Origin of the sequence: Gordonia desulfuricans NBRC 100010, from assembly GCF_001485495.1 — a bacterium.
Taxonomy (GTDB): domain Bacteria; phylum Actinomycetota; class Actinomycetes; order Mycobacteriales; family Mycobacteriaceae; genus Gordonia; species Gordonia desulfuricans.
In genome coordinates this window covers 1-13,470 of sequence record NZ_BCNF01000169.1, presented here as the reverse complement: position 1 = coordinate 13,470, position 13,470 = coordinate 1, and the positions used below count along the sequence as shown (strand labels likewise).

Annotated in this window: 12 protein-coding genes; 8 read left to right on the top strand and 4 right to left on the bottom strand. The window is 69.5% G+C overall.

Annotated elements, in window-relative coordinates:
- Positions 1 to 268: 268 nt before the first annotated feature.
- Positions 269 to 1,672 (top strand): alpha/beta hydrolase family protein, encoded by a 1,404-nt coding sequence (locus tag GD1_RS22465; protein ID WP_059039690.1) that lies wholly within the window; start codon positions 269 to 271, stop codon positions 1,670 to 1,672.
- Positions 1,673 to 1,747: 75 nt separating this feature from the next.
- Here the strand turns inward: GD1_RS22465 and GD1_RS22460 are convergent, their stop codons facing one another.
- Together GD1_RS22460 and GD1_RS22455 are read right to left on the bottom strand one after the other, a co-directional pair.
- Entirely contained in the window at positions 1,748 to 2,644 is an 897-nt protein-coding gene (locus tag GD1_RS22460) for a universal stress protein (RefSeq protein ID WP_059039688.1), read from the bottom strand.
- Between the two features lie 110 nt (positions 2,645 to 2,754).
- The gene (locus GD1_RS22455) at positions 2,755 to 4,596 is read right to left on the bottom strand and encodes a flavin-containing monooxygenase (RefSeq protein ID WP_053776148.1); all 1,842 of its coding nucleotides are present in this window, start codon (positions 4,594 to 4,596) and stop codon (positions 2,755 to 2,757) included.
- Between the two features lie 214 nt (positions 4,597 to 4,810).
- Between GD1_RS22455 and GD1_RS22450 the strand changes: the two genes are divergently transcribed.
- From GD1_RS22450 to nucS, 3 genes are read left to right on the top strand one after another with little or no spacing between them, the layout of a single operon-like run.
- On the top strand, positions 4,811 to 6,073 hold the full coding sequence (locus GD1_RS22450) for a helix-turn-helix domain-containing protein (RefSeq protein ID WP_059039692.1): 1,263 nt from the start codon (positions 4,811 to 4,813) through the stop codon (positions 6,071 to 6,073).
- Positions 6,074 to 6,083: 10 nt separating this feature from the next.
- Positions 6,084 to 7,541: a glutaminase A gene (glsA, locus tag GD1_RS22445; RefSeq protein ID WP_020791795.1), complete on the top strand. Its 1,458-nt coding sequence runs from the start codon at positions 6,084 to 6,086 to the stop codon at positions 7,539 to 7,541.
- Between the two features lie 48 nt (positions 7,542 to 7,589).
- On the top strand, positions 7,590 to 8,288 hold the full coding sequence (nucS, locus tag GD1_RS22440; protein ID WP_053776150.1) for an endonuclease NucS: 699 nt from the start codon (positions 7,590 to 7,592) through the stop codon (positions 8,286 to 8,288).
- 21 nt (positions 8,289 to 8,309) lie between these two features.
- Here nucS and GD1_RS22435 read toward each other — a convergent pair whose 3' ends face one another.
- On the bottom strand, positions 8,310 to 9,302 hold the full coding sequence (locus tag GD1_RS22435; protein WP_059039686.1) for a coiled-coil domain-containing protein: 993 nt from the start codon (positions 9,300 to 9,302) through the stop codon (positions 8,310 to 8,312).
- A 118-nt stretch (positions 9,303 to 9,420) separates the two neighbouring features.
- On the bottom strand, positions 9,421 to 9,903 hold the full coding sequence (gene mce, locus GD1_RS22430) for a methylmalonyl-CoA epimerase (RefSeq protein WP_020792991.1): 483 nt from the start codon (positions 9,901 to 9,903) through the stop codon (positions 9,421 to 9,423).
- An 81-nt stretch (positions 9,904 to 9,984) separates the two neighbouring features.
- Here mce and GD1_RS22425 point away from each other — a divergent pair, with 81 nt between their 5' ends.
- The 4 genes from GD1_RS22425 to GD1_RS22410 all read left to right on the top strand — a co-directional run bounded on the left by GD1_RS22425 (position 9,985) and on the right by GD1_RS22410 (position 13,323).
- Positions 9,985 to 11,190: an acetyl-CoA C-acetyltransferase gene (locus GD1_RS22425; RefSeq protein ID WP_020792990.1), complete on the top strand. Its 1,206-nt coding sequence runs from the start codon at positions 9,985 to 9,987 to the stop codon at positions 11,188 to 11,190.
- A 96-nt stretch (positions 11,191 to 11,286) separates the two neighbouring features.
- On the top strand, positions 11,287 to 11,652 hold the full coding sequence (locus GD1_RS22420) for a DUF3817 domain-containing protein (protein ID WP_053776100.1): 366 nt from the start codon (positions 11,287 to 11,289) through the stop codon (positions 11,650 to 11,652).
- A 34-nt stretch (positions 11,653 to 11,686) separates the two neighbouring features.
- Positions 11,687 to 12,028 carry a thiamine-binding protein gene (locus GD1_RS22415; protein ID WP_053776101.1) on the top strand — a complete coding sequence of 114 codons (342 nt, stop codon included), beginning with the start codon at positions 11,687 to 11,689 and terminating at the stop codon, positions 12,026 to 12,028.
- 8 nt (positions 12,029 to 12,036) lie between these two features.
- The gene (locus tag GD1_RS22410) at positions 12,037 to 13,323 is read left to right on the top strand and encodes an MFS transporter (protein WP_059039684.1); all 1,287 of its coding nucleotides are present in this window, start codon (positions 12,037 to 12,039) and stop codon (positions 13,321 to 13,323) included.
- The last annotated feature ends 147 nt before the right edge of the window (positions 13,324 to 13,470 follow it).

The following is a 13,470-nucleotide window of genomic DNA, read 5'->3' as shown; positions in this document are numbered from 1 at the left end:
CGGGCTTCCCCTGGTTTCAGCGGGACGGGGTGACGAACTTTCCCCTGGTTTCAGGGCACAGGCTTCTCGACATCCGAACCTTCCCCGGGTTTTCGCACGGGTACGGAACCGTCCCCGACTCTCCGTCGAATGCGGGGAGTGGCTGCGGGACGTCGACCTGCAAGTTCGTGACGAAATCCGAGGTGAATCCGGGCGAGATCGAAGCTCCTGTTCTACGCTCCCGGCAGGGAGGGGCCGATACCAACCGGGGGCCGGCCAGGGAGTTCGTATGCTCGCACGTCGTCATTTCCTCACCGCGGCCACCGCCGGTCTGGGGCTGCTCGCCGCGGGATGCTCCACCGACAACTCGTCGGGGACATCGGCGCAACCATCGGTTCCCCCGGTCTCGACCGTGCCGCCGGCACCTGGTGCCGGTGAGCTGAAGGTGAGCAGTTTCCAGCTGTTCACCCAGGAGGACCTGAACTTCCAGTCGATGATCGCACTCGGGGCGTCGGGCATCTCGGCGGCCGTCGGTGAGGTCCTGACCGCGGTCAACCAGGCGAATGCGGCGCCGGGTGGGGCGTCGTATCAGTCGGTGTACGACGCGTGGATCGCCTCCGGGAACCTGCTGACCCAACAGGCCGACGAAGCGCTGAAGGCCGGACACAAGGTGACCGCGAGTGCGCGGTACATGCGTGCGGCGCAGTACTACAACCAGGCGCTGTTCTGGGTCCTGGGAACGTCGACGCCGGGAGCCGAGGCGCAGGTGTACGGCTCGATGAACGCGGCATGGACTGCGGCCAACAGCCTGGCCCGCCCCGCCCCGGAGTCGGTGTCGGTTCCCTACGAGGACCACCCGCTGCCCGGATGGTTCTTCTCCGGCGGCAGCGGTACCCGGCCGGTGGTGATCATGAACAACGGCAGCGACGGCCAGAACGTGGACATGCTCGCCGAGGGAGGTGATGCCGCCCTCGAGCGCGGCTACCACGTCTTCATCTTCGAGGGCCCCGGACAGGGGTCGATGCTCTTCGAACACAACATCGTGTTCCGGCCGGACTGGGAGAAGGTGATCACCCCGATCGTCGACTATCTCGGTGGGCGTGACGACGTCGACAAGGACAAGATCGTGCTGCACGGCATCAGCCTGGGCGGCTACTTCGTCGCCCGCGCCGCGGCCTACGAACATCGGCTGGCCGCCGTGATCGCCGACCCCGGGCTCGACAGTTCGTGGCGAGCCTTCCCCGAGAGCATCAAGAAGATCGCGGAAGCGGGACCGGCCGAGGTGGTCAACAAGATCTGGGCCGACGACGTCATCGCCGGGGCCAGCCCGCAGGAGTCGTTCGCCCTGCGCAAACGGTTGGAGATCTACACCGCCGAGGCACATGATGAGGCCGCGGCCGGACAGATACCGACCGACTGGTACGGCATCTCGCGACGGGTGCAGGAGTTCACCCTGAGCCCCGAGCAGATGGCCGCGATCACCTCACCGACCCTGGTCACCGACTACGTCGAGGACATCTTCTTCGGCGACGGCCCCACCGCGCTCTACGACGGGCTGACGGTCGAGAAGAAGAAGTTCATCCGCTTCGGCGAGACCAACGGTGCGCAGTACCACGACGCTCCGGTCGCCTCCCAGTACGTCGGGGAGGTCATCCTCGACTGGGTGGACGAGACCATCGGATACCAGGGCTGACCCGGCCGCGACCGGTCCACCCAGGCCGACCGGTCCACGCGGCGAGGTGAGCGGCAATCCGGGTGGACCCGGGTGTCAGCTCTCCTCGACGTCGGCGTCCTTGGGGACGACCACCATCGGAACGGCGAGTGCGCGGAGCATCTTGGACGCCGTCGAACCGAGGAACAGATGGAGCGGACGGGCCAGGCGGCTCGATCCGACGTAGACGATGTCGCCGGCGGCCCACTCCACCAGGCCGACACCGGCCTCGACGGACTCGGCCGCGATGATCTCGGTGGAGATCTCGTGTCCGGATTCCAGGCGGCCCCGGACGTCGTCGGCCAGTTCGCGCAGATGCTCGGCGGCCTCGGCGCGCGCGGGGTCGTCGGCCGCGGTGCGGGTGTCACCGGGAAGACGGCCGTCGGCGGTCACGAACGAGATCAGCCGGAGCGGGAAACCGGTATGGCGGCAGGTGGCGACGGCGGTCTCGAGGAGTGCACCGGTGCCGCCCCGGCGACCGATGGCGCAGGTGATGCGGCGGATCGGTTCGGCCGACTCCCGGGCCCCGAGCGGTGCGATCACCACCGGCGTCGACGACACGTGCAACAGATCGTTGACCACCGAACCCAGCGAGTGACGGCCGATGATCCCGCCGCCGGAACCGCCGACGACGATGACATCGCTGTGGGTCTGCTGGGCCTCGAGCACCAGCCCCTCCGCGGCGTTCTCGTGGAAGGCGAGATGTCCTTCGGCGACGACGTCGTCGGGCACGTCGGCGGTCGCCGACGCCAGCCAGTCGGCGGCCTGGTCGTCGAGCGATTCGGTCAGACTGCGGGCCTCGGGGGTCTTGGCACGGTCGGCGGGCGGCAGCACCATGCACACGGTGAGGTCGGCGTTGAGCGACCGGGCCATCGCGATCCCCAGCCCGAGCGCATCCTCACCACCGGGCGTGGGCAGGTACGCGGCCAGCAGGTTCCGGCGTGGGGTGGGCATCGTGGCGGCTCCGCTCGTCGACCAACATCGGTGTGCGCGTCGGACGCCGAACGCCTGGCACCGAGAGGTCCGGTGCCAGGCGTGGTCCGACCGAGTCCCACCGTATCGGGTCAGCGGAGGTGATGGACCTCTTGCAGGCCATACACCGGTGTGGGGATGCCTTCGAGGCGGGCCTTCAGCTGCAATGCCAGATACAGCGAGTAGTGCCGTGACTGGTGCAGATTGCCGCCGTGGAACCACAGACCCGGCTGCTGCGTCGGCTTCCACATGTTGCGCTGCTCGCCCTCCCACGGGCCGGGGTCCTTGGTGGTGTCCGAACCGAGCCCCCACACCTTGCCGACGCGGTCGGCGACCTCCTGGCCCATCAGGTCGGCGGCCCATCCGTTCATCGACCCGTAGCCGGTGGCATAGACGACCACGTCGGCCGGCAGTTCGGTGCCGTCGGCGAGCACCACACTGTTCTCGGTCAGATGGTCGACGTCGCCGTGAGCGAGCTTGATGGTGCCGTCGGCGACCAGCTCACACGCGCCGACGTCGATGTAGTAGCCCGAGCCGCGCCGCAGGTACTTCATGAACAGACCCGAGTCGTCGTCGCCGAAGTCGAGGTCGAACCCGGCGGCCTCGAGGCGGTCGTAGAAGTCCTTGTCCCGCTCGCGGATCTGGTCGTACAGCGGGATCTGGAACTCGTGCATGATCCGGTAGGGGAGCGAGGCGAAGGTGAGATCGGCCTTCTTGGTGGTCATCCCGTCGGCCACCGCCTGCTCGCTGTAGAGCGCGCCGAGCCCGATCTCCATCAGCGAGTCCGACTTGACGATGTGCGTCGACGACCGCTGCACCATGGTGGTGTCGATCCCGTTGTCGACCAACGCCTTGCAGATGTCGTGCGCGGAGTTGTTGGCACCGATCACCACGACCTTCTTGCCCACATAGCCGTCCGGGCCGGGGTGTCGGCTGGAGTGGTGCTGGTCGCCGGCGAAGACGTCCTGGCCGGGGAAGTCCGGGACGTTGGCCTTGCCGGACATGCCGGTCGCGAGCACCAGCTGCTGCGGGTAGAGGGTCAGCCGTTCGCCGTCGCGGTCGACCTCGACGGTCCAGGCGCCGGCCACCTCGTCGTAGTTCGCCGACAGACAGGTGGTCTTGCTCCAGTAGGGGACCTCCATCACCTTGGTGTAGAACTCCAGCCAGTCGCCGATCTTGTCCTTCGGCGCGAACACCGGCCAGTTCGGCGGGAACGGCAGGTACGGCAGGTGGTCGTACCAGACCGGATCGTGCAGGCACAGCGACTTGTAGCGCTTGCGCCACTGGTCGCCGGGACGTTCGTGCCGGTCGATCACGATCGCCGGCACGCCGAGCTGGCGCAGTCGCGCGCCGAGTGCGATCCCGCCCTGCCCGCCGCCGACGACGAGCACGAACGGCTGTCGGGTGCGGCCGAGGGAGGCGTCTTCGTCGGCCTTCTTCTCCGCCCACGAGCGGGTGTCGGGGTCGGAGCCGTGCACCGCACCGCGCGGCCGGTCGAATCCCTGGGACTCCTCGTGGCCCTTGAGCTCCTGCAGGCTGGTCAGCAGGGTCCACGCCTGGTCCTCACCGGTGTCGGCGTCGGCACGCAGCCGCAGGTGTCCGCAGCCGCGGCCGGTCGCAGTCTCGAACTCGATGAAGGCCGAGACCACGCCGCCGTCCTCGGTGGCCGGTTCGCTGGTGGCGAATCCCGACGGATCGGTGTCGGCGAGTCGGCTGCCGAGCATGTCGGCGATCTGCTCGCGGCCCTCGACGGTCTTGATGTTCCAGGTGAACGACACCAGGTCGCGCCAGAAGCTGTCGGTGGCGAACAGGCCGGTCGCCGCGGCCACATCGCGGGCGGCCAGTGCCGCCTCGAAGCGTGCCAGCCACCGCTGCGCACGGTCCTGGGGGGAGGCCGTCGAGGTGGCGACCTCGGGTTCGAGTGTCTGGGTCATGATGATCCTCTCGGGATGGGAGTCGCGGATGGGCGCTCGTGCTCGGACGTCGTGCTCGGTGTCATGCACCGAATGTGATGGACAGCACACTCCGCCTCCGGGGCTGCTCGCAAGGGTTGCAGCGGGTTGCCGATCGGGTCCGCGGGCGGCTGCAACCCCCTGCAACCCCGTGTGACGATTGCCGCGGGTGTGTGACGGGGAGCACAATCGCTGTGTGACGTCAGGTACTTCCACGCTCGAACCGGCCGTGTCCGCCGGCGACGATCCCCGACAGTTCGCCGCGGTGCTGAGCGCGGTGTACGACGCGGCGATGGCCGGTGACCGCCCGCCGGCCCGGCCGCGGCAGGTGATCGGGGAGTCGTGGGCACGTCTGCTGGGGGCCGGCATCGATCCGGACCGGGGCGCCGACCTGCATCTGCTGGAGGCCGCCGACCTGCAGTCACGCCGCCACGGATCGGGCCTCGACACCGTGCTCGACGGCCTCACCCGAGGCCTGGACTCGGTGGTCGCCGACGGCGACAACATCCTGGTGGTGGCCGACGCCGACGGCCATGTCCTCTGGCGCAGCGGTGCACCGCGGGTGCTGCAGCGTGCCGATCGGCTCGGCTTCGTCGAGGGTGCGTGCTGGGGCGAGTCGGCGGTGGGCACCAACGCGATCGGTACCGCCCTGGAATCCGGCCGCGCGGTGCAGGTCTTCTCCGCCGAGCACTTCGTGCGCACCCATCACACCTGGACCTGCGCAGGCGCCCCGATCCGCAACCCGCGCACCGGGGCGGTCCTCGGCGTCGTCGACGTCAGCGGTCCGGCCGCGACCATCCACCCGACCACCCTGGCACTGGTCGACACGGTGGCCCGCCTGGCCGAGTCGCAACTGCGGGACCATCACCGGCACGTCCTCGACCAGTTGCGCGCGGTGGCCGCCCCGATCATGGCGCGGTCGGGTGGGCCGACCATCGCCGTCGACGTCGACGGCTGGGTCGCCGCGGTCGACGAGATCGCGCCCCGCTCCCGGCTGACGCTGCCGCACGGGCTCGGTCCGGGCCGGTCGTGGGTGCACACACTCGGTGAATGCGACGTCGAACCCCTCCCGGGCGGATGGCTGCTCCGGATGGTGTCCGACCCCGGGGACGGCCCGGCGACGACGATCGACCTGCGCACCGGGTCCGACGGCACGATGACCGTGCTGGTCGGGGGTGCCGGTGGGCGCTGGACGCATCGGGCCTCCCCGCGCCACGCCGAGATCCTGTCGCATCTGGCGGCGCACCCCGCCGGGGTCAGTGCCGCACAACTGTCGCAGCACCTGTTCGGCACCGCCGCGCGCACGGTGACGGTGCGGGCCGAGATCTCGCGCCTCCGCAAACGTCTCGGTGGGCTGCTCGTGGCCAACCCGTACCGCTTCGCCGACGGCGTCCAGGTCTGTGACACGAGCGCACTGCCCGGCGGCGTTCACCCGGGCATGAGCGTCGAACTGCACTAGGTTCTTCCGTGTGATCTCACAAGTCGACGGCTATCTGACCCACATCATGGCCACCTGCGCGGGCGACACGTCCGGCGAGGTGGCCGGCTACATCCCCGAGCTCGCGGCCGTCGACCCCGACGGCTATGCGCTGGCGCTGTGCGTGCACGACGGACATGTCTATGCCCAGGGCGACACCGACACCGCGTTCACCATCCAGTCGATCTCCAAACCGCTGACCTATGCGCTGGTGCTGAGCCGGCTCGGGACGGCCGCCACCGACGCGAAGATCGGTGTGGAACCCTCCGGAGAGGCGTTCAACGAGGTCAGCGTCGACGAGCGGCGCCGTCCCCGCAACCCGATGATCAACGCCGGCGCCATCCTCACCGCGTCGATGCTGCTGCCGCCGGTCAAGAGCGTCGACCCCGGCACCGTCGACCGGGTTTTCGGCGACATCGTCGAGTTCTATTCCGCGTGCGCGGGCCGCCGCCTCGCACTCGACGAGTCGGTCTACCGGTCGGAGGCGACGACGGGTTCGCGCAACCGGGCGATCGCCTACATGCTCGACAGTTTCGGTGTGCTCGACACCTCGGTGGAGGCCGCCCTCGACCTCTACTACCGGCAGTGCTCGCTGACGGTGACCGCCGCCGACCTCGCGGCCATCGGTGCGACCATCGCCGACGGCGGCGTCAACCCGCGCACCGGCCGTCAGGTGATGAGCCACGAGGTCGCCCAGCGGCTGCTGTCGGTGATGACCACCTGCGGGATGTACGACGGCGCGGGGGACTGGGTCACCTCCGTGGGACTGCCGGCCAAGAGCGGTGTGGGCGGCGGGATCATGGCCGTGCTGCCCGGTCAGCTCGGCATCGGCGTGTACTCGCCGCGCCTCGACCAACACGGCAACAGCGTCCGCGGGGTGCAGACCTGCCGGGAACTGTCGACCAATCTGGGACTGCACATGTTCAACGTCGCCCGGGAGGCCCCGTCGACGCTGCGCGCGGTCTACGACCTCGCCGACATCGAGATCGGTGCCGGCTGGTCGGACCGCGAACGGATCTATCTGCGTTCCTGCCGTGACCGGGTGCGGGTGTACGAGCTGCAGGGCGACCTCACCTTCGGCGGTGCGGAGAGCGCACTGCGCCGGATCGAGGCCGACCTCGACCACATCGACGTGGCGATCGTGGACATCTCCCGGATCGGGGTGATCGACCCGGTGGCCCGCACCATGGTGCTCGGGACGAAGTTCGTGCTGTCGTCGCGGGGCAAACGCGGCATCCTGGTCGACCCCGACAACGTGGTGCGCAAGTCGGTGGAGCTCTACCGGTCGGACTCGGTGGCACCCAATCTCGGTGCACCCGAGCAGCTGCGCGGATTCGAGCCGACCCTGCCGCATGTGCACACCACGATGGACGTCGCACTGTTCGACGCCGAGGAATTCCTGCTCAAGCGGGCCCGCGACGAGACCGTCACCGACGCGCCGTCGGACTGACCCGCCCACGGCGCCGGGACGGATCGGCCGGGCTCTAAGCTCGTGGGCGTGCGTCTGGTGATCGCGGAATGCCAAGTGGACTATGTCGGACGGCTGACGGCCCATCTGCCGAAGGCGCGGCGGCTGCTGCTGATCAAATCCGACGGGTCGGTGAGCATCCATGCCGACGACCGCGCCTACAAGCCGTTGAACTGGATGAGCCCGCCCTGCTGGCTCACCGAGGCCGACGTCCCCGACGAGGTGGCCGCCGCCCACGACGACGTCGCCGCCTACTGGGTGGTGACCAACAAGGCCGGTGAGGAACTGCGCATCACGATCACCGCGATCGAACACGACTCGAGCCATGAGCTCGGCGTGGATCCGGGCCTGGTGAAGGACGGTGTGGAGGCCCACCTGCAGGAGCTGCTCGCCGAGCACGTGGAGACGCTGGGGGACGGGCACACCCTGATCCGCCGCGAGTACATGACCGCGATCGGGCCGGTGGACCTGCTGTGCCGCGACGCCGACGGCGCGACGGTGGCCGTGGAGATCAAGCGGCGCGGCGAGATCGACGGCGTCGAGCAGCTCACCCGCTACCTGGAACTGCTCAACCGCGACCCGCGGCTGGCGCCGGTACAGGGCGTGTTCGCCGCCCAGCAGATCAAGCCGCAGGCGCGCACCCTCGCCGAGGACCGCGGAATCCGTTGTCTGATCCTCGACTACGACGCGCTGCGCGGCGCCGAGAGCACCGAGTTCCGGCTGTTCTGACCGGCCCTGTTCTGACCGGACTCAGGGCCGTCGGGCGTCGCGGATCCGGGCCCGCTCCGACAGCTCCTGGTTGAGCAGGTCGGTGTCGCTGGTCTCCGACGCGGTGGTCAGTTCACGGTCGACCTCGGTGGTGAGGATCGACGGCAGCCCGGACATCGTCTCCTGGATTCGGGCGAACTCGGCGAGGATCTCGTCGCGTGCGGTCGACACGCGTGAACCCAGATCCCGTGCGCGGGCGAGACGTTCGGTGGCGATCTCGTGTGCGGTCGCAATGATCGCGTCCGCATGCTCCTCGGTGCGGGTACGCAGGTCGGCGAGCTCGGCATCGTGCCGTTCGCGTTCGGCGGCGAGGGTCTGGGCGGTCCCGGTCTCGAGTTCGTCGGCCTTCGAGCGGGCCAGCGCGACGATCCGGTCGGCCTCGGCGCGCGCGGCGGCCATCGTGTTCTCGTGCTCGGCCTCCATCGCCGAGGCACGCTGGGCGCGCTGGCGGGTGGACTGCTCGGTGTCGGCCTTCGACTGGGCCTCGGCGGCGTCGATCCGGCTGCGCGTGTCGCGCTGGTAGGCGTCGGCGTCGGCGACGATCGCCGCGGCCTTCTCCTTGGCCTCACGGATGATCCGGTCGGCCGCCTCGGCGGCGTTGCGCTGCAGGTCGTCGGCCTCCTGCCGGGCCACCGACACCGTCTCGGCGGCTTCCGACGACGCCTCGGCCCGCATCTCCGAGGCCTCGTCGGAGGCCAGCTGGAGCATGCGGGACAGACGTTCGCTCATACCCTGCGCGGTGGTCGGGGGGACCGAGAGCTTGTCCACCTCGCGGCGGAGATCCTCGATCTCTTCGCGCGCGTCCTGCAGGTGGGCGGCGAGCTCGCGGGCGTTGGCGGTCGCGGCATCGCGATCGGCTGCGAGAACACGCATCTCGGCATCGATGCGACGCAACCGGTCGGCGACCTGTTCGCGGTCATAACCGCGCATCACGACCGTGAACGGTAACTGCTGCCTGGATGCGGGGACTGACATGCCGACCAGTCTAGGGGCAGATCCGCGCCGATCCCCGTCACGAATCGGATTGGCGCGGATCGCGGGCCGCGGAGGGCTTCACCGGGGGGATGTCACCGACGGTGTGTCGGCGGCGGGATCAGTGCTTGCCGGGCTCGACGAGTTCGAGCAGCACGCCGCCGGCGTCCTTGGGGTGCACGAAGTTGATCCGCGAGTCGGCGGTGCCGCGGCGGGGTTCGGGATAGAGGACCCGCACGCCCGCACCGGTGAGGCGGGCCATGACGGCGTCGACGTCGGTCACGCGCACGGCCAGCTGCTGCAGGCCCGGGCCGTTGCGGTCGAGGAACTTCGCGATGGTCGACTCCGGGGTGAGCGGGGCCAGGAGCTGGATCACGGCACCGCCGTCGCCGTCGGCGGGGCCCACCATGGCCTCGCGGACGCCCTGCTCGTCGTTGGTCTCCTCGTGCAGGGTGACGAAGCCCAGGTGGTCGGCATACCACTGCTTGGCGGAGTCGAGATCGGGGACGGCGATTCCGACATGATCGATCGCGACGACGAGGTCGGAGATCGCCGCGGTCGCCGAGGCGGTGCCTGAGGTGGGGTCAGCTGCTGAAGCGGTCATGGACTCACGGTAGCGTTAGATGCGGAAAAGTACTTAAGCGATCGCTCGGTTTGTGCGCTTCGCCCCTGCGTTGGAGGTTCCATGTCCTCGGCTTCAGATCAGTCCGCGTCGGTCATCGTCGCCGGTGCCCGCACCCCGTTCGGCCGTCTGCTCGGATCTCTCAAGGGATTCAGCGCCGTCGACCTCGGTGCCATCGCGATCAAGGGTGCCCTCGAGAAGGGCTGCGTGCCCGCGTCGGCCGTCGACTACGTGATCATGGGTCAGGTGCTCACTGCCGGCGCCGGCCAGATGCCCGCCCGCCAGACCTCGATCAAGGCCGGCATCGGCTGGGACGTGCCCGCGCTGACCATCAACAAGATGTGCCTGTCGGGTATCGACGCCATCGCGCTGGCCGACCAGCTCATCCGCGCCGGTGAGTTCGACTGCGTCGTCGCCGGTGGCCAGGAGTCGATGACCCAGGCACCGCACGTGCTGCCGGGCAGCCGCGGCGGCTTCAAGTACGGCAACACCGAGCTCGTCGACCACCTGGCCTTCGACGGCCTGTGGGATGCCTTCACCGACCAGCCGATGGGTGCGCTGACCGAGCAGGGCAACGACGCCGACGGCTTCACCCGTGCCGAGCAGGACGAGTTCGCCGCGCGCAGCCACCGCCTGGCGGCCACCGCATGGAAGAACGGTGTCTTCGCCGACGAGGTCGTGCCGGTCCCGATCCCGCAGCGCAAGGGTGACCCGATCGAGTTCGCCGAGGACGAGGGCATCCGCGCCGACACCACCGCCGACTCGCTGTCGGGGTTGCGTCCGGCATTCCGCAAGGACGGCACCATCACCGCGGGCAACTCCTCGCAGATCTCCGACGGCGCGGCCGCGGTGATCGTGATGAGCAAGGCCAAGGCGCAGGAGCTGGGCGTCAGCTGGATCGCCGAGATCGGCAAGCACGGTGTGGTCGCCGGCCCCGACTCGTCGCTGCAGCAGCAGCCGGCCAATGCGATCGCCAAGGCATGTGAGCGTGAGGGCATCTCGCCGTCCGATCTCGACGTGATCGAGATCAACGAGGCCTTCGCGGCCGTCGGACTCAGCTCGGCCAAGGCGCTCGGCGTCGACCCGGAGATCGTCAACGTCAACGGCGGTGCGATCGCCGTCGGCCACCCGATCGGTACCTCGGGTGCTCGCATCACCCTGCACCTGGCGCTGGAGCTGCAGCGTCGCGGTGGCGGTATCGGTGCTGCGGCACTGTGTGGCGCCGGCGGTCAGGGCGACGCCCTGATCGTGCGGGTCCCCAAGGCCTGACACCAGATCCTGATGCGACATGCGCGGTGACCTCGGTCACCGCGCATGTCGCATTTCTACTACGGGATGTCGTAGAGCCTGCGTGCCTCCGGCACAATGGCTACCATGAGGCAATTCTTCGACCTGTCCACCCCGGCCAAACGATTCCGCATCGTCGCCTGGCTCGAGGCCCTCAGCTGGTTGGCCCTGCTGATCGCGATGTTCTTCAAGTGGGTACTCGGCCACGAGGAGGCGGTCGCCATCCCGGGTGCCGTCCACGGTGGCGTGTTCATCCTGTTCATCCTGATCTCGCTGGTCACCGCCGTGTCCCTGCGGTGGAATGTCAAGATCACCGCGCTGGCGCTGATCTCGTCCATCCCGCCGTTCGGCTCGGTGATCTTCGAATGGTGGGCCGCCCGCAACGGCCATCTCGCCGAACTGTCGGTGGACGCCGAGTCCACCGGTGCCGGCCTGGCCGCCTGACCTGCTGTCCCCCCGGCTCCCCGCGAGGTAGGCGATGATCGTCGCATTCAGTCTGAGCCCGTCCGGCGGTGATGCCGTCGCCGACGACGGCGGTATGAGCGAGGCCGTCGCGGAGGCGGTGCGGGTGGTCCGGGAATCCGGACTGCCGCACCAGACCACGGCGATGTTCACCTACATCGAAGGGGAGTGGGACGAGGTGATGGCCGTGGTGAAGGCCGCCACCGACGCCGTCGCGGCCCGCGCACCACGCGTCGGGTTGGTCCTCAAGGCCGACATCCGCCCCGGGCACACCGATGAGCTCACCGGTAAGGTGGCGCGCGTGAACGCCCATCTCGGACAACCAGAGGGCCCGCGGCAGCCGGGCACATCGGACTGAGTCCCGGGGTGCGTCGAGCGGCTCCGGCCGGAGCGGTCGGCGCCGCCGCCGATCGTCGCGCCCGGCGTGCACGTGGTGCGGTCACCACGATCTTCTGTCTCAACGGGTTCCTGGCCGCACTGTGGGTCGCGCACATCCCGGTGATCACCGAGCGCACCGGCACCGGACACGAACTGCTCGGCGCCTTCCTCCTGCTGATCGGGGCCGCGGCGTTCATCGGCATGCAGATGTGCGGTCCGCTGATCGACCGGATCGGCTCCCGGCCGACGACGATCGTCGCCGCGGTGATCCTGTGTCCGGTGATGCTCGGACCGGTCCTGGCCACCGGACCCGCCGGTCTCGCCGCCGCCCTGGTGGCCTTCGGCTTCGTCAACGGCAGCCTCGACGTCTCGATGAACGCCCAGGCGGTGCAGGTCGAACGTGCCTACGGCCGGCCGATCATGTCGGCGTTCCACGGCTTCTTCTCGGTCGGCGGACTCGCCGGGTCCGGAGTGGTCGCCGTCGGTCTCTGGCTCGGGTGGCCGGTGGCGGCCACCGTCGGCGTGCTCGCCGGATGCGGGCTGGTCGTCGTCGCCGTGGTCGCCCGGGGACTGGTCGACCGCGACTACGGACACGAGCCGGTCGATGCCGACGCCCCCGACGACACCGATCCGGCCACCCGCTGGTGGCATGGCATCGACCTGCGCCGGCTGATCCTGCTCGCCGCGGTCGCCTTTGCCGCGATGCTCGCCGAGGGCACCGCATACGACTGGAGTGCTTTGCACGTCGTGGAGACCTTCGGGGTCCGCGACGCGATCGGTGCGATCGCCTTCGGCTGCTTCAGTGCCGCGATGATGGTCGCCCGGTTCGTGATCGACCCGATCGTCGGACGCGTCGGCGCGGTGGCCGTGGTGCGCTACGGCGCGGTGATCGGCATGATCGGGATCTCGATAGCGCTGATCCCGTCGGCGGTCGGGACCGCCCCGGCCGTCCTCGGCATCGTCGGATGGACGGTCTTCGGAATCGGACTGGCCGGCCTGATCCCGCAGATCTTCACCGCCGCAGGCAATCTCACCGCCCGATCGAGCGGCCGGGCGATCTCGGTGGTGGTCGGCTGCGGATACCTCGGCATGCTGGCCGGCCCGGCGGTCGTCGGCTTCATCTCCGGGCAGTCGACGCTGCGTCTGGGGCTGACCCCGGTGGTCGCCATGCTGACGTTCGCCGCGCTCGCCGCCGGAGTGGTCGCGCCCCGCCGCGACACCGGACCCGACGGGGACCGAGGCGATCAACCACCCCCGGCGGTCGTGCCACACTAGTGGGGTGACCCGACCTTCGAACAGACAGCAGGCAGCCGCGGCACAGCAAGCGGCAGTGGCCATGTCCGGTGCCGTCGACCTGTCCGCACTCAAGGAACGCGCCGAGGCACAGCGTGCCGCAGCGCAACGCCCCGCCCCGCCGCGCCC